The organism is Burkholderia sp. L27(2015) (genome assembly GCF_009765705.1).
In the GTDB taxonomy this organism is placed as follows: Bacteria; Pseudomonadota; Gammaproteobacteria; order Burkholderiales; family Burkholderiaceae; genus LMUX01.
Genome location: NZ_LMUX01000027.1, coordinates 54,232 through 75,780 on the forward strand (window position 1 = coordinate 54,232; position 21,549 = coordinate 75,780).

Sequence of the window (21,549 nt, forward strand, 5' to 3'; positions counted from 1 at the left end):
CCCAGGATGCCTACGCCACGGAAGCCGCCGCGAAGGCGGCCATGGCCAACCTGACGGGCGGTGACGAAGCAGCCGAGCGCATCATCAACCGTATCGGCCAGTTGACCCGCACCTTGCGCGAGAGCATGCGCGAGCTGGGCTTGGACACGCAGGTCGAAAAAGCCGCGGTGGCGATTCCGGACGCGCGCGACCGGCTCGAATATGTGGCATCGATGACCGAGCAGGCAGCCGAGCGTGCGCTGAATTCGATCGAGATCGCCAAGCCGCTGCAAGAGCAACTGCAAAAGGATGCGCAGGCGCTTGAGGGCCGCTGGCAGCAGTGGTTCGACGCCCCCATGGAAATCGACGATGCGCGCCAGATCGTGCGTGATACGCGCACCTATCTGCAGGAATTGCCGGCTATCACGCAGGCAACCAATACCCAGTTGATGGAAATCATGCTGGCCCAGGATTTTCAGGACTTGACCGGGCAGGTCATCAAGAAAATCATGGATGTGGTGTACAACATCGAGCAACAGCTGCTGGCCGTGCTGTTGGAAAACATCTCGCCGGAGCGCCGCGCCGAGATCCAGGCCGTAGTCAGCGGCACCGTCGGTTCGGGCGACACACTGCTCAATGGACCGCAGGTAAACCCGACCCAGCATACCGACGTGGTGGCCGACCAGGAACAGGTCGACGATCTGTTGACCAGCCTGGGTTTCTGACAAGCCGGACGGGGCGCTGCGGGCAGTCTGCGCAGCGCCTTCCGGCCAGCATCGGCGCGCTCTGATTTGATCCGCGTTTGATCTGCTGAATTGCGCCTGTTTTCACGCGTTTATCCCCGCATCGTCGCTTGACTGGACCCTGAATAATGCATTCGGTGGGTAAATCCGCGTGCGCAAGTTCGTCTGCGCCGTGGGCCCGCACGGAGAATTCATGGCAGAAGACAGCGATCTCGAACGAACAGAATCAGCGACTCCGAAGCGCCTGGAACAGGCGCGCGAGGAAGGACAGGTTGCGCGCTCGCGTGAACTGACCACGTTCGCATTGCTGGTCACGGGTTTCGGTGGCCTGTACGCAATGGCTGGGACCGTCAGCGCGAATTTCGAAGCTGTGTTTCGCGGCGCGTTCATCTTCGATCGCGCGGCCGCATTCGAGCCGGGCGCGATGTTGCAACACCTCAGTCTGCTGGGTTTTCACGGCGCCGTGACGATAATGCCCATCCTGGCGGCGTGCATGGTGGTGGCCTTGGCGTCGCCGATGGCACTGGGCGGTTTTATGATATCGGGCAAGCCGCTGGGTTTGAAATTCTCGCGCTTGAATCCGATCTCGGGCCTGGGCAAGATGTTTTCGGGCCAAAGCCTGACGACCCTGGGCTTCGCTTTTGCCAAGTCGGTGCTGGTCGGCGGCGTGTCGATCCTCGTGATGCGACACTACCGCGATGCTGCGCTCGGCTTGGGCGCCGAGTCGCTCCATACCGCACTCGGCCATGCCCTGCAAATGGTGGCGAACACCTGCATATGGATCATCGCTTCGATGTTGGTGCTGGTGTTGTTCGATGTGCCTTACCAGTTGTGGCAGCACGCCAAGAAGCTGCGCATGACCAAGGAAGAGGTCAAGCGCGAATTCAAGGAAAGCGAGGGCGACCCCTTCATCAAGGGCAAGATCCGCCAGCAGCAGCGTGAAATGGCGCGACGCCGGATGATGGCGCAGGTTCCCCAGGCGGACGTCATTGTCACCAACCCGACGCACTACGCGGTGGCGTTGCAGTATCAAGACGGCTCGATGAAGGCGCCGCGCTTGCTGGCCAAGGGCGCGGACCTGGTCGCGGCGCGGATTCGCGAAATTGCGGCAGAACACAACATACCGGTGCTCGAATCTCCGCCGCTGGCGCGCGCCTTGTTCCAACACACCGAACTGAACCAGGAAATTCCGGCCGCGCTCTACGGCGCGGTTGCCGAAGTGCTGGCCTGGGTGTATCAACTGCGCCGTTGGCACAAGGACGGCAGCGGGAATGCGCCCGATGCGCCTTCAGAACTGGCAGTGCCCCCTGAACTCGACATACCTGCGCGCGGCGCCGGAAGCCTCGCATGAGTACACCAGCACAAGCGCCGGGCAAAAGCGGCTTCAAGCTGCCCGCCGCACTCACAGGTCTGAAGCTCAAGGGCGCCGCGGGTCCGGTCTTGATCGTGCTGATTCTCAGCATGATGATCTTGCCGTTGCCGGCATTCGCGCTCGATCTGTTGTTCACCTTCAATATCGCGCTCGCGATCATGGTGCTGCTGGTCAGCATGTACACCACCGAGCCGCTGGAATTCTCGTCGTTTCCCAGTGTGTTGCTGTTCTCCACGTTGCTGCGCCTGTCGCTGAACGTCGCTTCAACCCGTATCGTGCTGCTCGAAGGCCACACCGGGCCCGACGCGGCCGGCAAGGTGATCGAAGCGTTCGGGCATTTCCTGGTCGGCGGCAACTACGCAGTCGGCATCGTGGTGTTTGTGATCTTGATCGTGATCAACTTCATGGTGATCACCAAGGGCGCGGGGCGGATCGCCGAAGTGTCGGCGCGCTTTACCCTGGACGCCATGCCCGGCAAGCAGATGGCGATCGACGCCGACCTGAATGCGGGCTTGATCAACGAAGAGCAGGCGCGTACGCGGCGCGCCAAAGTGGCGCAGGAAGCCGACTTCTATGGCTCCATGGACGGTGCCAGCAAGTTCGTGCGCGGCGATGCGGTGGCCGGCCTTTTGATCATGGCGATCAACATCATCGGCGGCTTGATCGTCGGCGTGGTCCAGCACGACATGGATATCGGCGCGGCGGCCAAGAATTACACGCTGCTGACCATCGGCGACGGCCTGGTTGCACAGATCCCGGCCCTGGTGATCTCGACGGCGGCGGGTGTGATCGTGAGCCGCGTCGCCACCAATGAGGATATCGGTACGCAGCTCAGTGGGCAGTTATTTGCCAACCCGCGCGTGCTGTTCATTACCGGAGTGATTCTGGGCAGCTTGGGATTGATCCCCGACATGCCGCACGTGGCTTTTCTGTCGCTGGGCGGTGGTTTGATTTATTTGGCGCGGCGCATGAGCAAGCGCACCGCGGCGGACGCGGCGAGCGCCGCGAGTGCTGCGGCCGTGCCGGCCGTGACCGGTCCGGTCGAAGCGCCTGAAGCGAGCTGGGACGACGTGACGATGCTCGATCCGCTCGGTCTCGAAGTGGGCTATCGCCTGATCTCGCTGGTCGACCGTAGCCGCGACGGCGAGTTGCTCAAGCGCATCAAAGGCATCCGCAAGAAATTTGCGCAGGAGATTGGTTTCCTCGCGCCGGTGGTGCACATACGCGACAACCTCGAACTCAAGCCGAACGCTTACCGGATTGCGCTGCACGGTGTGGAAGTGGGCAGCGGCGAGGCATACCCGGGCCAGTGGCTCGCGATCAATCCCGGGCAGGTGAGCGCTCCGTTGCAGGGCACGCAGACCAAGGATCCCGCTTTCGGCTTGCCGGCGGTGTGGATCGACTCCGCCGCGCGCGAACAAGCCCAGGTGTTCGGCTATACCGTGGTGGATGCCAGCACGGTGGTCGCTACCCACTTGAATCATTTGGTGGTCACGCACGCGTCCGAGCTGCTGGGGCGCCAGGAAGTGCAGAGCCTGCTGGATCGTGTCGGCAAGGAGGCGCCCAAGCTCACCGAGGATCTGGTGCCCAAGCTGCTACCACTCACCACGGTCCAGAAGGTGCTGCAGAACTTGCTCGACGAGGGTGTGCCGATCCGCGATATGCGCACCATCCTCGACGCGTTCGCCGAGAATGCGACTAAGGTTCAGGATCCGTTCGAATTGACCGCGCTGGTGCGGCTCGCACTGGGTCGCGCGATTACACAGCAGTGGTACCCGGGCACCGGCGACATGTCGGTCATGGGGCTGGACGCCGGGCTCGAACGCGTGTTGGCGCAGGCCATGTCGGCCAGCCCGGCCGGGCATCAAGAGCCGGGCCTGGAGCCCGGGCTGGCAAGCACGCTGCTGCAGGAATCGCAGACGGCGATGACGCGCCAGCAAAATCTCGGACACCCGCCGGTACTGCTGGTGCAGCACGGTCTGCGTCCCTTGCTCGCGCGATTCTTGCGCCGTAGTTTGCCGCACCTGAAAGTTTTATCCTACGCCGAGGTGCCCGACACCCGGACTATTAAAGTCACAGCCATGATCGGAGGCCAGGTTTGAAAATCCGTAAATTTGTCGCAGGGTCGTCTCGCGAGGCGTTACGCCTGGTACGTGAAGCGCTGGGCCCGGATGCGGTGGTCCTGAGTAACCGCGCGACCGAAGACGGAGTCGAACTGGTTGCGTTGGCCGAAGACGATCTCGCGTCGCTGGCGCATCCAGGCGAGTCGGCTACGCCCCGCGCGAATGTGCCGCAGGCCTCGCGCCCCGAGCCATGGACACCGTACGCGACGCCACAGGCTGCGCAGGCTGGGTCGAACGGGTCTTCACAAGTGCCTTCGCACGATGCGCCGATGCGCCACGCCGGCTTGCCCGATCCGTTTGCATCGAGGTTCGGCGCGCCTGCCTCGGTGGTCGATCAAGGCATGTACGGCTCGTCCGCGTCGCAAGGTACAACTCAGGCTAAAACTCAAGGCGCAACGCAAGGTGCAACGCAAGGTGCAACGCAAGGCGTGCCAACGATGTCGCCCACGCTAGGCGTGCCGCCCAGCGCCGCGCTCGAGCGTGCGCTGGAACGGCTGCGTCAGCAACCGGCATCGTCCGATACTGCCGGTCTCAAGACCGGTGCGGGTACTGGCCCGACGCCGGGCCTCGCGACCCGGGTTAGTCCGCCGTACCTCGGCGACGCTGACCATGTCGTGCACGTCGACGCGAAACCCATGACGCCGGCCGATGCCATGGCGAAACATCTCGGCGGAACTGTTGAAAGGCACGCAGCGCGTGCAACCGACACCGACACGGGCCGGGCCGGGCGCCCGGAGGTCGCGAGCCAACCAATCAAGCCCTCGGAGAGCCATGGGATGCCCTTGAGCGCCGCCGCGTTCGCCGTGGCGCCCGTGCGCTTCAGCGCGCCCGAGCCGCAGAGTGCTGCCGAACCACCACAGGCGCCGACGTCGCAGACTATGCCGACTCAGCCTGCGCTCGCGTACTCGGTCCAGACGAATGTCTCCGCTTCGTTCGGCATGCCGTTCAATCTCGGCGGCACGGCCACGGCCTCGCAAACGCCCAGGGACGCCGCCGATAGCGAGGCCGCCGTCGCTTGCGCCGCGGATAGTTCTGCCGCCGACATTGCCGCTACCGCTGCAGCGCTGCAGCAAGCGATTGCTGGAGCGCCCATCGCTGAAGCACCCGTCACAGCAGCACCCGTCACAGCAGCACCCGTCACAGCAGCACCCGTCACAGCAACACCCGTCGCTGAAGCCCCCGTCGCTGCAGCACCGGTCACGTCCAAGCCCGATCTTGCCGCAGAGATTGCCGCCGTCCCCGTCGACGAAGCGCAGATGCGTGTCGCCGAAATCGTCGCGCAAAGCGTCATCGGCGAAATCCAATCGATGCGTGGTGTGTTGGAAGAAAAGCTCGCCGGCTTGCTCTGGAGCGATCGTCAGCAGCGTGAGCCGGTGCGTGGCCATGCCGCCAAAACCTTGCTGGCCGCGGGCTTCTCGGCGCAACTGGTCAAGCTGATGATAGACCGCATGCCGAGCCAGACCGATCACGCTCAGGCGATGCAATGGCTCAAAGCCACGATAGAGCGCAACCTGCCGGTACTGCAAAGCGAAGACGCGTTGCTCGAGCGCGGCGGTGTGTATGCGCTGATGGGCCCAACCGGCGTAGGCAAGACAACCACGACCGCGAAACTCGCCGCACGCTGCGTCATCCGTTACGGCGCGGACCGCGTCGCGCTTTTGACCACCGATAGTTACCGGATCGGCGCGCGCGAGCAATTGCATATCTACGGGAAGATCCTCGGGGTCAGCGTGCATGCGGTGAAAGATGCCGTCGATCTGCGCCTGGTGCTCTCCGAGCTGCGCAATAAGCACATCGTCCTGATCGACACGATAGGCATGAGCCAACGCGATCGCGCGGTTTCCGAACAGATCGCCATGCTGTGCGGCACGGGCGTGCCGGTACAACGGCTGCTGCTGCTCAACGCGACCAGCCACGGCGATACCCTCAACGAGGTGGTGCACGCCTACCGCAATCGTCAGGCCGAAAGCGATCCCGATCTCGCGGGCTGCATCCTGACCAAGCTCGACGAGGCGACCAATATCGGTGCCGCGCTCGATACCGTGATTCGCTACCGTTTGCCGATTCATTACGTGTCGACCGGCCAAAAAGTGCCGGAGAATTTCTACGTAGGTCGCAAGGACTTCCTGATGAAGGCCGCGTTTAGCGTTTCACGAGAGCAATCTCCGTTCGTATCAAACGAGGACGATCTCCACGCCGTGATGGCCGCCGCATCGTCGAACGTCGCGGCTGAATTGGGTGCCGTCCGCTTTGGATAAGATCGTACTCGACCAGGCCGAAGGGCTGCGTCGGCTGCTCGCGCCCGACGTCGCGCGCATTGTCTCGCTGGTGGGTGGCGTGCGCGGTGCCGGCACCAGTTCGGCGGTGGCCAATTTGGCCGCGGCGCTGGCGCATCAGGGCAAGGACGTGCTCGTGATCGACGAAAGCGACGGCGGGAAGAACTCGGTGACGGCCGCGCTCGGCATTGTCGCGGCCGGATCGTTCGCGGGCGTGCTGGCCGGGCGTTTGCCATTGTCGCAAGCGGTCGGTCGGACACCCGACGGCGTGGCGGTGTTGCCATCGCCTCGTGCCACTATCGACGGGTATGCTCCGGGTCGTTTGTCGGCAGCGTTGAACGGCTTCGCCGATATTGTGCTGATCGACGCGATGCTCGACGATGAAGGCGGCATCTCGCCGCTCGCCATGCAGGGTCACGACCTGGTGATTTCGATGCGCGCCGACGCGGCATCGATCACGGGCGCTTATGCCTGCGTGAAACGCTTGCATTACGTCCATGCGATCCAGCAATTGCGGGTGCTGCTCAACGGGGTGGCCTCCGCGAGCGACGCGCAAAGCGTTTATCAGAATTTGTCCGAGGTGGCGAACCGTTATCTATCGGTATCGCTGTCGCTGGCCGGTGCGATCTCGCTGGACGCCAGGATGGCGCGTGCGCTGCAATTGCGTCGTAGCGTGGTGGAGGCATTTCCCGCGGCGCCCGCGGCGCTCGATTACCGCCGGGTCGCCAGCGACCTGCTGTATTGGCCGTGGCGTCCGGTGGCTGCCACGGAAGCCCCGTCGGGCAAAACGCTCAGGACGCCCATGGCGTCGATAGACCCCGCCTAATGATGTCGGTTATGTACACAGCCCAAGGAAAGGTCGTTTCCTCGTCCGAAGCGTTGATGCGGTACGCGCCGTTGGTACGCCGGCTGGCGCTGCAGTTGATCGCCAAGCTGCCGGCCAGCGTTGACCTGGACGATTTGATCCAGGCCGGCACGATCGGTTTGATGGACGCGGCCGGACGCTTCAAGGAAGATCAGGGCGCGCAGTTCGAAACCTATGCAAGCCAGCGGATTCGAGGCGCGATGCTCGATGAGCTGCGCAATAACGACTGGTTGCCACGCAGCTTGCGCAAGACGTCGCGCGAGGTCGAGCAGGCGATACACGCGATCGAGCAGCAATTGGGCCGCGCGCCGCTGGACACCGAAGTGGCCGGGCAGATGAAGCTGCCGCTCGATCAATATCAGGCCGTGTTGCAGGAATTGCACGGCAGCCAGTTGATCTATTACGAGGATTTCGACCGCAACGGCGACGACGAATCGTTTCTCGACCGATACTGCGTCGACAAGAGCGACCCGCTTTCGGCGCTGCTCGACGAGCATTTGCGCAACGCGCTGATCGACGCGATCGAGCGCCTGCCCGAACGCGAGAAATTGCTGATGGGCCTGTATTACGAACAGGGCCTGAACTTGCGCGAGATCGGGGCGGTGATGGAAGTCAGCGAATCGCGCGTTTGCCAGCTGCACAGCCAGGCGGTGTCGCGATTGCGCGTGCGGTTGCGTGAACTGGCCTGGGAGCGGCCGGAGTCAGACTGAATGAGCGGATGGCTTGGAGGTTAAAGCCAAGCACATGAAAACACGGGAAGAAAGTACCGCGCTCTGTCGGGACCAGGCTAATCTCTAGTGCCAATCCCTAGCCACCAAGCTTAGCGCATATCGGTCGGCATGCGACCATCAGGCCCGTACACCGCGGCCGCGGCGCCGCCCGCACCGCGCGCTTCACGCAACGCCACCATGGCGCGCCGCGTGTATTCCAGGCGTGTGCGCAACAGCATCCCATTGGTCAGATTGCAGGAACGCGCGCTTGTCGCGCTGCGGGTAAGCTCGTTCCAGACCGGCGCGAGGCGAGCGTCCTTGCGTATCGCCGCCTCGATGCCCTTGCGGTCGTTCGCCTGTCCGATCGCCGCCAGACAACGGCCTCGCTCCAGCGCAAGCTCCGCCAATTGACTAGCCAGTGCGCTCTTGCGTTCGACGATGCTCGGCAAAACCTCCATCAGGGAACTTGACGTCAGGGCCGCCTGTTCCTCGGCCAGCACGCTATCGAATTCGGCCGCAGTCTTATGTTCTTCGACAAGACAGGTCAGGAGCGCATCGGTCATTGTGTTTTGCCTTTATGGGTCGGTCGCGCGCCGGCCAGCCAGCCGGCATGCGAGTATGAAATCAGGCCCGAATCAACTCGACTCGTGCGGTTTTTGCAGCAGATCACGTACTGTTTGGATCAAGCCGTCGGCGATCTTGCCGGGATCGACCGACAGATTGCCTTTGCTGATCGCGTCCTTGATTTCGGCCACGCGTTTTGTATCGATGCCGCCAGTGGCGTTGGTCAGGCCGCCGCTGAGCCCACGGATCTCCAACGAGAGTGTCGACAAATTGACATCTTGCTGTGTGCCGGCTGCTTGCGTGCTGGTTTGTGTCGATGCCTGCGAGCTTGCTTGCGAGCTTGCCGGTGCCGATGCTTGCGACGTTGCCTGCGTATTTGACGCGTTTTGCGTCGACGCGTCACCTTGCGCTGCGCGTTGCGCGCTGCCGTTCAGCGCCGATGAACTGCTTGGCGTAGGGGTGACGGTTGGATCAATTTTCACGGTGTTTTCTCACATTTAGCGTCTGACTAACGTAACGGCAAACTGCTGAAATTCTTTAGCCATTATCGTACGCGTGGCGCAAAAAAACCTACCGATTCAATGCCCCGCCGCCGCCCAGCGAGCTTCGCCGTCCGATCCCGCTTGCGGCCAAAGGCCGTCGCCGCGCACGGACGCATCCTGTCTGGTGCAACTTCGATCACATCGGCACCTCGACAGTTCCCCCGTCTCTTACGACGCCGCTGACGATCTGCCCGGAACCCGTACGCACCTGCACCGACTCCCCGGGGGCCGCGTTACCGAGCGCCCGGCCCTCGGAGCTGATCGAAAACCCCGCGCCTTGGGCGACGAGCTTGACGGGCTGGTCGAATTTAACCGCGTTGACCGTACGCAGCAAATCCGTGCGCAAGGGCATGCCCGCGGTGATACGCGATTGCGCTGCCGTGCCGACGACCTGCGAGAGATCGGTTACGAGGCTACGCGGCATATTGGTCAAATCGGTTTGACGCGCCTCGATATCGGCCTGGGAGATGGACTGGCCCGGGGCGATGTCGCGGGAGGCCACGTAATAGCTACCGTTGACCGCCACGCGCGCTTGTAAATAAAGCGTCCACGGGTGATCGCCCACGCAGCGCATGCCTACCGTCGTGCGTCCCCATACCCGCGCGCCGGGCGGCAGAAAAGGTTCGAGCGAGGCACATTGAGCCAGTCCGCTGGGCGCCGCGGGTTTGACCGTGATGACCACCTGTCCTGGCAGACCGGCCGCCTGCTGGCGCAAAAATTGTTCGGCGGCGACGCGGATCGCCTCATTATTTTGCTTGCCCGGCTGGTCGAGGTTGGGTATCAGCGCAGGAGGCGGCATGGCGGGGGCCGGGAATGTATTGGCCGCTACGAATTGTGGCGGAACCGGTTGTGGCTGAACCGCCGTATCCAGCTGACGAGCCACGCCGCCATCCGCTGCGCGCAAAGTTGCGGGCGCAGGCGCGGCAGGGGCGCCCGGTTCGATGACGATGCGGGTGTCGTTCACCGCGGCGCTGGCATTGCCGGCGCCGATACTCGGATCTATCACCGGTTCCGGCAGGTGTCCGGCCAAGGGCCGGCCGGTCGCGACAGGCGCGGCCGCTACGGGCGAGGAAGCGGTAGGAGCGGAACCGGTAGACGCGGTCACAACCACAGGCTGATCGTGACTCACCATCTTCGGCATGACGTAGGGGTGCTGTGCCGCATAGGCCGGAATGATCGGCATCGGCGTGCGCTGCGTCAGTATGATCCTGCGCAGCGGCGCTGGCTGCAATGCATGGGGTGCCCCCGGCGCGCTGCTCAATGAGCTGCCCGACGGAACAATGAGGGGGCGCGGGGCAGTCGTGTCGGCCGCCACGCTCACGGGGTGCACGTCGAGCGCGTGGGGCGCGGCGGGCGTCACGCTGGTGGAAATGGGCAGCGCCACGTTGGCGGAATTGGCGATATTCCCCGCATTGACGGCAATGCCGCCGGCGCTCGGCGCAATGATCATCGTGCCGGAGGCCGAAGTCTGAGCCTGGCAGGTGGCACTGAACGCACCGACCAGCACGGCCAGCGAGACCAGTCGCCCGCGCGCGCGCCTCAAGCGCGGCATCGCGTTGTCGTCCGCCGTGCTTGCGCGACGTCGGTCACGCCCCGGGGTATTGGCCCCCCGGGCTACGGCGGGGCGCATTCTATACAGCGCCATGACATTTCTCCACTTTTCGACTACCTACGGATTGTAGAGAGGGTGATCGGGCTGAAAACCTTGAATTGAGGCGCCCTTACCCTCCTATTCCGCCAATTGCCGCTTGCGCGGCCGAAATAACATGCGCTAACGGTAAAAATCCCTCATTGAGCGGTGTGCTGCGGCATGCGTGGCGCGTCGAGTGAAATGCGAGTGAGCGTCGAGCGTTCGACTGCAGACCGGCGATGGGCAAGATTATTAACTAGAGGATCGTACGTAGATGGATAGACTCGATGCGGATTTTGAATTCGGCAAGCAAGCGTTGGGGCTGCGCGCCTATCGGCAGGAAGTGCTGACGTCGAACATCGCCAATGCGGACACGCCGGACTACAAAGCGCGTGACATCGATTTTGCCTCGACGCTGACGAGCGCGCTCGCGCGCAACGGTATTACGCCCATGGCGGGCACGACCACGCTCGCCATGGCGGCACCGTCCGAAGGCGTGGCGGCGGGCTCGGGTGGGGTAGTGCTGGCGACCGACGCCGGCGGTCAGATCGCCGGGCGGGAAAGTTCGAGCGAGCAGTCCGCAACGCTGATGTACCGCAATATTGCCCAGCCTAGCCTCGATAACAACACCGTGGATCTAGACACAGAGCGCCTTAATTTTGCCGATAACTCGCTGCACTACGAGACGGCTTTGAACGGTCTCACAGGGCAGATCAAGGCCATGTTGGCCGCGCTTTCGACGGGAACCTAAGATGACGATGATGAGCATTTTCCAGGTGGCCGGCTCGGCACTGTCGGCCGAGTCGCAGCGCCTGAACGTAACGGCCAGCAATCTGGCCAACGTCAACACGACGAGCGGGCCGGATGGTCAGCCGTATCGCGCCAAGCAAGTGCTGTTCGAAACGGATCCGCTGGGTGGGGACGCGTCGGGCAACAGCATCGGCGGCGTGCGGGTGAGCGGCGTGATCGAGGATCCCACACCGTCGAAAACCGTCTACGACCCGAAGAACGCCGGTGCGAATGCGGACGGTTACGTCACGCTGCCCAACGTCGATCCGGTTCAAGAGATGGTCAACATGATTTCGGCATCGCGCGCTTATCAGGCCGACGTAGAAGCCATGAATACCGCCAAAACATTGATGCTTAAAACTTTGACCATGGGTCAGTAAAGGAACGCGATGACAGCCGTCAACAGCCCAGGCGCCAGCAATGCCGCCAACGACTCGACCAGTACCACGAGCAGTAACGCGAATTCGGCCGCAAGTCTGCAAAGCACGTTCCTGACGCTACTGGTGACTCAGTTGCAGAACCAGGACCCGACGAATCCGATGGACAGTTCGCAATTGACCTCGCAGCTCGCCGAGATCAATACGGTGTCCGGGATCGCCCAGTTGAATCAGACGCTGACTTCGTTGCAAACGCAGCTCACGGCGAGCCAGCAAGTGTCGGCCAGCACCTTGCTCGGCAAGACTGTGTTTGCGCCGGGCTCCAATGTGCAGGTCGTCTCGGGCCAGCCCAGCACTTCCGGGGTCAATCTCTCGGGCGCCGCGACCGATCTCACGCTGACGATCAAGGACGCGAACGGCAACACCGTGCGCACGATCGATGAAGGCGCGCAGCCGGCCGGCCTTAGCGTGAACACCTGGAACGGCAAGGACAGCAACGGTAACGTGGTGCCGGACGGCACGTACACGATCTCCGCCACCGCGGCTTCGGCAACCACGACGGCTGTCACGGCCACGACGATTACGCTGAATACGGTCACGAGCATCATCCAGCAGTCGGACGGCACAACTGGCGTGACGCTCTCGGACGGCGATGTCGTGGCCTTGAGCCAAATCGTGGATATTTTACCGGCGCCGCCAGCGGCGCCAGCGTCAGGAACGCAGCCGGCATCGGGAACGTCGTCTTAATAAAACGGCTCAGGCCTTTATTGTCGTTTTCTAGTATTTGCGTCACTAAATCAGCGTTACTAAAGTTACTAAACCAGCTTTTTTGCGAATGTCGCGCATCGGGAGAGTTTCATGGGTTATGAACAAGGCTTGAGCGGGTTGGATGCGGCGTCGACCAACCTGGACGTGATCGGCAACAATATTGCGAACTCGAGCACGGTCGGGTTCAAGGAAGGTTCCGCAGAATTTGCCAGCGTGTTCGCCAATTCGTTGGCGCAAAGTTCGAACAACCAGGTCGGCATTGGCGTGCAAGTGTCGGGAATCGAAACCTCATTTACCCAGGGCGATATCGCCACCAGCCCCAATTCCTTGGACATCGCCATCAATGGCGGCGGCTTCTATGAAATGCAGGACGCCGGCCAGACCGTGTTCACCCGCAATGGGCAGTTCACCACCGACAAAAACGGCTTCATCGTCGATGCGTCGGGCGCGCAGTTGATGGGGTTCCCGGTCAATTCTGCCGGTGTCGCGACCTCGGGCACACTCCAGCCCTTGCAAATTCCGCAGGCCAATATCCCGCCGCAAATATCGACGTTTGTTAAGGCTCAATTCAACCTTGATTCGGGTGATACGGTGCCCGTCGATACGCCGTTCAGCCCGACCGATCCGGCTAGTTTCAACAACCAGTCGGGGGTGACGGCTTTCGACTCGCTGGGCAATCAGGAAAACCTGAGCCTGTTCTTTGTCAAGGGTGCGGTCGCGGGGACGTGGAATGTATACGCTTCGGATAACGGCAACACGCTGCTGCCTTCGCAGGGCACTGGGCCCGTTACGTTCACCGGCGCCGCCGCGGATTTTCCGGCCACGGTAGCGGGTGCGTCGGGTGCCATCAACATCAACGGCGTGAACGTCACCATTCCGGCCACGGGCACGGCCCCTGCGGCCACGGTCACGGCGGCAGCGGCGGCGACCGCTATCAATAGCACGCCCGGCACGGGCGTTTCAGCGTCAGTCGATGCGGCCGGCGACTTGGTGCTCACCGCTTTGCCGCCAACGACTCCCGCGGCTGTGATCACCGTGGGCGGCGCCGATTCTGGCGCGCTCTTCGGTGCAGCCACCACGCAAGCCGGCACCGCGGCACCCGCCGGTCTCGTCGGCACAGCGACATTCAACACCAACGGCACACTGACGGGTTTCGCCAATGTGAGCGGTGCGGTTGCCGCGACTGCCGGCGCCGTCCAGATTTCAATACCTGACTCCACGGGAGCCGGTACGCCGCTGAGTTTGTCGCTGAACCTGACGGGTACCACCCAGTTTGGCGGTGCGTTCTCCGAGAATGGGCTCGACACCGACGGTTTCGCCACCGGCGTGCTCACGGGTAACACCACGAGCGCCAGCGGCTTGATCGAAGGGATATATAGCAACGGTCAGCAACTGGCGCTCGGCCAGATCGCGTTGGCGACGTTCGGCGACGTCAACGCCTTGTCCGCGATCGGCAATAACTTCTACGTGCAAACGAATGCCTCGGGTCAACCTATCATCGGCGTGCCGGGCGATACCAACCTGGGTTCACTCGAATCGAACGCGACCGAGTCGTCCAACGTCGATCTGACGACCCAACTGGTGGATCTGATCACGGCGCAACGCGATTACCAGGCCAATGCGCAGACCATCAAGACTCAGCAGACGGTCGACCAGACGCTGTTCCAGTTGTAATGGGCGGCAGGCACTGAACCCTAGATCGCGACCCATCCACCGAACTCAAGCGAGAGATTGATCCCATATGGACCGAATGCTTTACGTCGCAATGACAGGTGCTACTCAGTCACTCGAGCAGCAGGGGCAAATCGCCAACAACATGGCGAACGCTTCGACGACAGGCTTTCGCGCGCAGCTCAGCGCGTATCGGGCGGTGCCGCTGCGCAACGAGGACGAGCTCGCGGCCGGCACGACCGATGTGACTCGAACCTATGTGGTCGATTCCACGCCGACGGCGGATTTCACGCCGGGGCCGGTCCTGACCACCGGCAATCCGCTCGATGTCGCGTTGGCGGGCCAAGGATGGTTCTCGGTGCAGACGGCGGATGGTAACGAGGCCTATACGCGAGCCGGCGATTTTAAAATCAACGCGGCCGGCCAGTTGGTGACGTCGAACGGGTTACCGGTGCTGGGCACCGCAGGCCCGATCGCGATACCGGCGAATGCCGAGGTGACCATCTCGAATGACGGCACCGTGTCCGCGCTTGGGGCAGGGGAGCCGGCCGACTCGGTGGCGGTGGTCGATCAACTCAAGCTCGTCAATCCGGACGTGACGACCCTGGTGCGCGGCGACGACGGTTTGTTCCGGCAGGCTAACGGAACACCGGCCGACGCCGATCCCACTGTCACAGTGACGCCCAATGCACTTGAAGGCAGCAACGTGAATCCGATCAATGCGATGGTCGCGATGATTGCGAACGCCCGGCAGTTCGATATGCAAATGAAGCTGCTGCAAACCGCGGACACCGACGACCAGGCGTCCAACGCACTCATGACGTTTACCTCTTGATGCCGGCCTCGTTGCTTGGGTTGGCTTTGCGGTTGGATTCGATCGCGGCTTGTATTTTAGTCAGCAATTTTGCGCGCCCGGCGTTCGACGCCGTTCGCGTTCACGCCCTAAGAGCGGGAGCTCAATAAATGAATCGTTCTCTATACATCGCAGCGACCGGCATGAATGCCGAGCAGGCGCAGATGGACGTGATCTCGAACAACCTGGCCAACGTCAGCACGAATGGTTTCAAGTCCTCGCGCGCGGTGTTCCAGGATTTGCTGTACCAGACCGTGCGTCAGCCGGGCGCGCCGTCCACCCAGCAAACCGATTTGCCCACCGGCCTGCAATTGGGCACGGGCGTGCAACAGGTCTCGACGGAAAGGCTCTTCACGCAAGGCGCGCTGCAAAACACCGGTAATGCCGGCGATCTCGCGATCCAGGGCAACGGTTTCTTCCAGGTGCAACTGCCTGACGGCACCACGGCCTACACGCGCGATGGGTCGTTCACCCCGAATCAGAACGGTCAATTGGTGACGCAAACGGGTTTTCCGGTGATCCCGGCGATCACGATCCCGGCCAACGCCACATCGCTGACCGTGGGCCAGGACGGCACCGTCTCGGTGACGCAGCCCGGCCAGGTCGCGGCCGCCCAGATCGGTACCATCCAACTGGCGAACTTTATCAATCCGCCGGGCCTGCAGGCATTGGGCAACAACCTGTTATCGGAAACCACGGCGTCCGGGGCGCCCATCGTGTCGCAGCCAGGGTTGAACGGCGCGGGCCTGATCAATCAGGATAACGTGGAAACCTCGAACGTGAACGTGGTGCAGGAACTGGTCAACATGATCCAGACCCAGCGCGCGTACGAAATCAACAGCAAGGCTGTGCAGACATCGGATCAGATGCTGCAGACCCTCAGCCAGTTAACGGTGTAATAAGGCGTTGAGTGATGGCAGTCTGGTCGAGCGATAGCAGGGTCAACGGGGGCATGCGCGGTGGCAACCCGGGTGGCATCCCCGTCGGAATTACCGTCGGGATAGCCGCGGAACTGACCGAAGCGATTTCCTCGGGTGTCACTGCGGGCATTGCCGAAATGCCAAGCCGGCGACGCTTGCTGGCGGCGCTCGTGGGCGCGAGTTTGCTCGCCGGTTGCGGGGTCGTGCCGCAAAAGCCGTTGGTGGCGCAGCCGATGACGGCGCGTCCGCCGCCGCGCTCGCTGCCGTCGCAGACCAATGGCTCGATCTACAACCCCGGTTATTCCGATCACCCGCTGTTCGAGGACACGCGCCCGCGTAACGTCGGCGACATCTTGACCATTGTGATCGCGGAAAACATCAACGCGACCAAGACGTCGGGCACCAACTCGACTCGCAACGGCAACTCGTCGTTCACGCCGACTTCGCTACCGGGCCTGATCGCCGGCTTGTTCTCGCACACCAGCACGACGGTGGCGGGCAGCAACCAATTCCAGTCCACGGGCGGCGCGAACGCGGCCAATACCTTCACGGGCACGTTGACCGTGACCGTGACCGATGTGTTGGCCAACGGCAACCTTGAGATCAGCGGCGAGAAGCAGATGTTGATCAACCAGGGTAACGAATATATTCGCTTCTCCGGCGTGGTCAACCCGACCACCATTTCCAGCACGAGTACGGTCTTGTCCACACAGGTTGCCGACGCCCGGATCGAATACAGCGCGCGTGGGTTTATTAACGAAGGTGAGACGATGGGTTGGCTACAACGTCTTTTCCTAAGCGTGGCGCCGTACTGACGATGAAAACCACTTTTCCAACGAGCCACCGGTCGTTGCGGCAGCGCTTCATGCGCACCGCGGGCGTGCTGGCCTGCCTGGTCGGGCTGAGCGCTCATGGCATCGCCCACGCCGAACGGATCAAGGATCTGGCGGCGATCCAGGGCGTGCGCGAAAACCCATTGATCGGCTACGGGCTGGTCGTGGGCCTGGATGGCACCGGCGACCAGACGACACAAACGCCGTTCACCACCCAAAGCTTGAACAACATGCTCACGCAGCTCGGCATTTCGGTGCCGGCCGGCAGCAACGCGCAACTCAAGAACGTGGCGGCCGTGATGGTGACCGCCAGCTTGCCCGCGTTTACGCGGCCGGGCCAGGCGATCGACGTGACCGTGTCATCCATGGGTACGGCCAGCAGCCTGCGCGGCGGGACCTTGCTATTGACGCCGCTCAAAGGCGCCGACGGGCAGGTCTATGCACTCGCACAGGGTAATTTGCTGATCGCGGGCGCGGGCGCCAGCGCCGGCGGCAGCAAGGTTCAGATCAATCAACTTGATGCCGGCCGGATTTCCGGCGGCGCGATCGTCGAACGCGCGGTGCCCAGTTCGATCAGCCAGTCCGGGTTGATGCAACTCGAACTCAACGATATGGATTTCAACACCGCGGAGCGCGTGGTGACGGCGTTGAATTCGAACTTCGGCGCGGGCACGGCCACCGCCTTGGACGGTCGCAACATCGCCGTACGCGCGCCGCTCGACCCGAACCAGCAAGTCGCGTTCATGGCGCGCATCGAGAACATCGACGTGACGCCGGCGCAGGCCGCGGCCAAGGTGATCGTCAATGCACGCACCGGCTCGGTGGTGATGAACCAGATGGTGACACTGCAAAATTGCGCGGTAGCGCATGGCAATTTGTCGGTGGTGGTGAATTCGACGCCGGTGATCAGCCAGCCGGGCCCGCTCTCGGGCGGCAATACCGTCGTCACGGCCCAGACCGATATTCAGGTGCGGCAGGCCAATGGCTCGCTCAAGTTGGTGAGCGCCGGGGCCTCCTTGTCGGATGTGGTGCGTGCGCTGAATGCGCTGGGCGCCACGCCGGCCGACCTGATTTCGATTTTGCAGTCGATCAAAGCCGCGGGCGCCTTGCGCGCCGACTTACAAATCATCTAATGGCGCACGCATATGACCGATAGCGTTTCCAATAACCCAGGCATGTCGGCCCCCGATGATTTCAATCAGCGGTTCGCATTCGACATGCAGGGCTTCAACGCGCTCAGACAGGACGCGAAGGTTTCTCCGGAGCAAGGCGCGCGTATCGCCGCCAAGCAGTTCGACGTGATGTTTACGCAAATGATGCTCAAGAGCATGCGCGAAGCGACGCCGTCCGATGGGATGCTGGACAGCCACGAAAGCCAGACCTACACGGATATGCTCGACCAGCAGCTCTCGCAGAGCCTCTCGTCCAAGGGCATCGGCCTGGCGAACCAGATGCTCGGGCAGTTGATGCGCGCGCAGGGCGCGAGCACCGCAGGGGCGGGGGCCAACGCAACGGCGTTGAAGGCCTATTCCAATTCGGCGACCAACGGCAGCTTGTCGAAGGCGTCAGGGTTCGACGCCGCATCGGTCGATGCCGACGACACCCTGGCGCACGCCGAGGGCGCCACCAACGCACAGGCATTCGTCAGCAAACTGGCTTCCTCGGCGCAAGCCGCCAGCAGCACGACCGGCATCCCGGCGCGCTATATCCTGGGGCAGGCCGCGCTCGAATCGGGCTGGGGCAAAAAGGAGATTCGTCATCAGGACGGGTCGACCACCCACAATGTCTTCGGTGTCAAAGCGGGCAAGAGCTGGACCGGCCCCACCGTCCTGGCTAAGACCACCGAATATATCGGCGGCGTGGCGCATCACGTGGTGGCTAGATTCCGGGCCTATGGCTCGTACGACGAGGCCGTTGCCGACTACGCGTCGCTGTTGAAGAACAATCCGCGCTACGCGGCCGTGGTGTCCGCATCGCGCGATCCGGCCAGTTTTGCCCAAGGGCTGCAGAACGCCGGGTACGCCACCGATCCGCTGTATGCGAAAAAGCTGATGAGTGTCATGAAGCAGGTGTAAAGATGGAAGCCGTGGCGCCGGCAAGCTGAACGCGGCGCCGCCCGGCCCGGTGTGCTTACCGGGTTCGGATAATGAGGCACTAATTTGGTTCTGCGGCCTAAAGTTTGCCGAGCGGACGTCGTTATCTGGTTTACCGTTAGACAAAAAAACTGGGCCTATTTGGGTTCTCTGCGCATAGGTGGCATATGACAAGTAGTCTTTTTCAGATCGGCGTAAGTGGCCTGAACGCGGCGGAATTCGCCCTGACCACGACGGGCGAGAACATCGCCAACGTCAGCACGCCGGGCTATGACGACGAGAACGTCGTGACGGCGGAAGCCACTGGCATCAACACCGGCGTCGGGTTTCTCGGCAGCGGCGTGGATGTGCAGACCGTCGCGCGCGCCTACAATCAGCTGCTGACCAATCAGCTCAATCAGGCTCAGTCGCAAGGCAGCTCGCTCACCGAGAACGGCCAACTGCTCGGCCAGCTCAACAGCATTTTCGGCAGCCCTACGGCCGGTCTCACGACTTCCATCAGCGGATTCTTCAACGGGCTGCAGTCGCTGGCGACGGGCACTTCGTCGGTAGCCGCGGAGCGTTCGGCGTTTATTGGCGATGCGACGCAGCTGGCCGACCAGCTCAACAACGTATCGCAGCAATTCACCGCGCTGAACCAGAACATCAACCAGGCGATCACGGGTAACGTTACGCAAGTCAATACGCTTGCAACTCAGATTGCCCAGCTCAATGGCCAAATCCTGGCAGCGACGGCAAATGGCCAAGGCCAGCCGCCGAATCAGTTGCTCGACGAGCGCGATCAGGCGATTTCCTCATTGAGCCAGTTGGTCGGCACCTCGGTGGTGACCTCAGGCACTTCGATCAACGTCTCTATTGGCTCGGGCCAGCCGCTGGTGCAAGGTACGACGGCGTTCCAATTGCAGGCTGTGCCCTCGCCCAGCGATCCGTCCCAGACGACTATCGCGTACAACCCGAACCCTAACGGTGGCACGCCGACCTTGCTGCCCGACACGTCGTTGACCGGAGGCACGCTCGGCGGCCTGCTGACCTTCCGCTCGCAATCGCTGGAGCCGGCGGAAACCTCGATCAATGCGCTCGCCGCGAGTGTCGCAGGCGCGGTCAACCAGCAAAACGAGCTGGGTGTGAACGAGGCCGGCCAACAGGGCGGACCGCTGTTTTCGATACCCGGCCCGAATGTGATTGCGGACGCGAACAACACCGGCACAGGTGCGGTCACCGCGTCGGTGATCAACCCGGGCTCGCCGCCGGCCGACAACCTGACCTTGTCGTTCACGGGTACCAATTACTTGGTGCGCGACCAGACCACGGGCGCGACCACGACTTTTCCGACCGGCACGACCTTCCCGGTTTCGGCCTTTGGCGTGAATATCAACCTGACCGGCACGCTCAACCCCGGCGATTCGTTCAATATCCAGCCCAATGCGGGAGCCGCCGGCGGTATCGCGCTCACCACCAGCGATCCTTCGCAGATCGCGGCCGCGGCACCGGTTTTGGCCAGCGCCTCGACCAACAACACCGGGAACGGAACGATCACGTCGGGCACCGTCAGCGCAGCTTATTTCTCGCAGGCGATCGGCACCGAGCTCAGCGGCAATACGGGTAGCGGCACGGTTTCGGTCGTTACCAGTTCGGCCGGGGCGACACCGCTCGCGGGCCCCGTGACCTTTCAATTCACGGCTGGGCCGCCGGGAACCTACACCGCTGTGCCTGCTACCGCCGTGACGATCACGGTGGGCGGCACGACAAGCACCATCCCCGCGGGCACCGCGATTCCGTACACCGCAGGCGAGACCGTCAACATCAGCGGCCAGTCGTTTACGCTGGGCGGCGCACCCGCCACGGGCGACTCGTTCGTGGTTGCCCCGAATGCGCCGCAGAGCAGCACGACCACGCTGACCTATTCGGCAAGTTCGCAAAGCCTGAGCGGCTTTCCGCCCGGGGAAACGGTCACCGAGGTAGTCAACGGCGTGACCACGACGTTTGCTCCGCCGGTGAGTTCGGTTCCGTATAACGGATCGGCCACCACGCTGAGCTTCGGCGGCGTCTCGGTCACCGTTGGCGGCACACCCAAGGACGGCGACACGTTCACGATTGCGCCTAGCAATGGCACTTCCGATGTTCGCAACGCGAGTGCCTTGGCGGCATTGCAAACCGCCCTGGTAGCGGGCAACGGCACGGAAACGATCGGTACCGCGTATAGCGTGCTGGTCAGCCAGGTCGGCACCCAGGCGAGTAGTGTCACGACGGCGAGCACCGCGCAGACGGCGCTGATCACGCAATTCTCGACGCAACAGCAGTCGGTGTCGGGCGTGAACCTCGATCAAGAGGCGGCGAATCTGGTGCAGTTCCAAAACATCTACCAGGCCAACAGCAAGGTGATCGCTGTCGCGACATCGCTGTTCGACACTATTCTGGCGCTTCAGTAAGCACGAGGTTAC

The 21,549-nt window shown here is 62.6% G+C and carries 19 protein-coding genes; 16 read left to right on the forward strand and 3 right to left on the reverse strand.

All coding sequences use genetic code 11. The features are described 5' to 3' along the window. Window positions 1–41 precede the first annotated feature (41 nt). The 6 genes from cheZ (at window position 42) to GSQ77_RS28020 (ending at window position 8,068) form a co-directional block, all read left to right on the forward strand. Window positions 42–704, forward strand: coding sequence for a protein phosphatase CheZ (cheZ, locus tag GSQ77_RS27995; protein WP_158907551.1), 663 nt, complete (start codon window positions 42–44; stop codon window positions 702–704). 211 nt (window positions 705–915) lie between these two features. After that, a complete protein-coding gene (gene flhB, locus GSQ77_RS28000; protein ID WP_254067863.1) occupies window positions 916–2,073 on the forward strand; it encodes a flagellar biosynthesis protein FlhB in 1,158 nt (385 codons plus the stop codon). Continuing rightward, window positions 2,070–4,196: a flagellar biosynthesis protein FlhA gene (gene flhA / locus GSQ77_RS28005; RefSeq protein WP_158907253.1), complete on the forward strand. Its 2,127-nt coding sequence runs from the start codon at window positions 2,070–2,072 to the stop codon at window positions 4,194–4,196. The genes flhB and flhA overlap by 4 nt, the downstream gene beginning before the upstream one ends. Beyond that, window positions 4,193–6,475: a flagellar biosynthesis protein FlhF gene (gene flhF, locus GSQ77_RS28010; RefSeq protein WP_254067864.1), complete on the forward strand. Its 2,283-nt coding sequence runs from the start codon at window positions 4,193–4,195 to the stop codon at window positions 6,473–6,475. Before flhA ends, flhF begins: the two co-directional genes overlap by 4 nt. After that, window positions 6,468–7,319 (forward strand): MinD/ParA family protein, encoded by an 852-nt coding sequence (locus GSQ77_RS28015; protein WP_158907255.1) that lies wholly within the window; start codon window positions 6,468–6,470, stop codon window positions 7,317–7,319. Before flhF ends, GSQ77_RS28015 begins: the two co-directional genes overlap by 8 nt. An 11-nt stretch (window positions 7,320–7,330) precedes the next feature. Continuing rightward, window positions 7,331–8,068: an RNA polymerase sigma factor FliA gene (locus tag GSQ77_RS28020; RefSeq protein ID WP_158907257.1), complete on the forward strand. Its 738-nt coding sequence runs from the start codon at window positions 7,331–7,333 to the stop codon at window positions 8,066–8,068. Window positions 8,069–8,178: 110 nt separating this feature from the next. Here GSQ77_RS28020 and GSQ77_RS28025 read toward each other — a convergent pair whose 3' ends face one another. The 3 genes from GSQ77_RS28025 to flgA all read right to left on the reverse strand — a co-directional run bounded on the left by GSQ77_RS28025 (window position 8,179) and on the right by flgA (window position 10,819). After that, window positions 8,179–8,631, reverse strand: a complete 453-nt coding sequence (locus GSQ77_RS28025) for a flagella synthesis protein FlgN (RefSeq protein WP_158907259.1) — start codon at window positions 8,629–8,631, stop codon at window positions 8,179–8,181. Window positions 8,632–8,703: 72 nt separating this feature from the next. Further along, the gene (gene flgM / locus GSQ77_RS28030; RefSeq protein ID WP_158907261.1) at window positions 8,704–9,114 is read right to left on the reverse strand and encodes a flagellar biosynthesis anti-sigma factor FlgM; all 411 of its coding nucleotides are present in this window, start codon (window positions 9,112–9,114) and stop codon (window positions 8,704–8,706) included. Window positions 9,115–9,310: 196 nt separating this feature from the next. Continuing rightward, window positions 9,311–10,819 (reverse strand): flagellar basal body P-ring formation chaperone FlgA, encoded by a 1,509-nt coding sequence (gene flgA, locus GSQ77_RS28035; protein WP_158907263.1) that lies wholly within the window; start codon window positions 10,817–10,819, stop codon window positions 9,311–9,313. Window positions 10,820–11,078: 259 nt separating this feature from the next. On the opposite strand from flgA, the gene GSQ77_RS28040 reads away from it, so the two are divergent. The 10 genes from GSQ77_RS28040 to flgK all read left to right on the forward strand — a co-directional run bounded on the left by GSQ77_RS28040 (window position 11,079) and on the right by flgK (window position 21,537). Beyond that, the gene (locus GSQ77_RS28040) at window positions 11,079–11,555 is read left to right on the forward strand and encodes a flagellar basal body protein (RefSeq protein ID WP_158907265.1); all 477 of its coding nucleotides are present in this window, start codon (window positions 11,079–11,081) and stop codon (window positions 11,553–11,555) included. A 1-nt stretch (window position 11,556) separates the two neighbouring features. Then, window positions 11,557–11,973, forward strand: a complete 417-nt coding sequence (gene flgC / locus GSQ77_RS28045; RefSeq protein WP_174246514.1) for a flagellar basal body rod protein FlgC — start codon at window positions 11,557–11,559, stop codon at window positions 11,971–11,973. A 9-nt stretch (window positions 11,974–11,982) separates the two neighbouring features. Next, a complete protein-coding gene (locus GSQ77_RS28050) occupies window positions 11,983–12,717 on the forward strand; it encodes a flagellar hook capping FlgD N-terminal domain-containing protein (RefSeq protein ID WP_158907267.1) in 735 nt (244 codons plus the stop codon). Window positions 12,718–12,828: 111 nt separating this feature from the next. Then, window positions 12,829–14,412, forward strand: a complete 1,584-nt coding sequence (locus GSQ77_RS28055) for a flagellar hook protein FlgE (protein WP_158907269.1) — start codon at window positions 12,829–12,831, stop codon at window positions 14,410–14,412. Between the two features lie 67 nt (window positions 14,413–14,479). Beyond that, complete coding sequence (gene flgF / locus GSQ77_RS28060) at window positions 14,480–15,244, forward strand: flagellar basal-body rod protein FlgF (protein WP_158907271.1); 765 nt, start codon at window positions 14,480–14,482, stop codon at window positions 15,242–15,244. 128 nt (window positions 15,245–15,372) lie between these two features. Continuing rightward, window positions 15,373–16,161 (forward strand): flagellar basal-body rod protein FlgG, encoded by a 789-nt coding sequence (flgG, locus tag GSQ77_RS28065; protein WP_158907273.1) that lies wholly within the window; start codon window positions 15,373–15,375, stop codon window positions 16,159–16,161. 158 nt (window positions 16,162–16,319) lie between these two features. Beyond that, on the forward strand, window positions 16,320–16,997 hold the full coding sequence (locus GSQ77_RS28070) for a flagellar basal body L-ring protein FlgH (protein WP_158907557.1): 678 nt from the start codon (window positions 16,320–16,322) through the stop codon (window positions 16,995–16,997). A gap of 50 nt (window positions 16,998–17,047) precedes the next feature. Beyond that, window positions 17,048–18,148, forward strand: a complete 1,101-nt coding sequence (locus tag GSQ77_RS28075) for a flagellar basal body P-ring protein FlgI (protein ID WP_254067881.1) — start codon at window positions 17,048–17,050, stop codon at window positions 18,146–18,148. A 42-nt stretch (window positions 18,149–18,190) separates the two neighbouring features. Continuing rightward, entirely contained in the window at window positions 18,191–19,090 is a 900-nt protein-coding gene (gene flgJ / locus GSQ77_RS28080) for a flagellar assembly peptidoglycan hydrolase FlgJ (protein WP_158907559.1), read from the forward strand. A gap of 185 nt (window positions 19,091–19,275) precedes the next feature. Beyond that, entirely contained in the window at window positions 19,276–21,537 is a 2,262-nt protein-coding gene (gene flgK, locus GSQ77_RS28085; RefSeq protein ID WP_158907277.1) for a flagellar hook-associated protein FlgK, read from the forward strand. Window positions 21,538–21,549 lie beyond the last annotated feature (12 nt).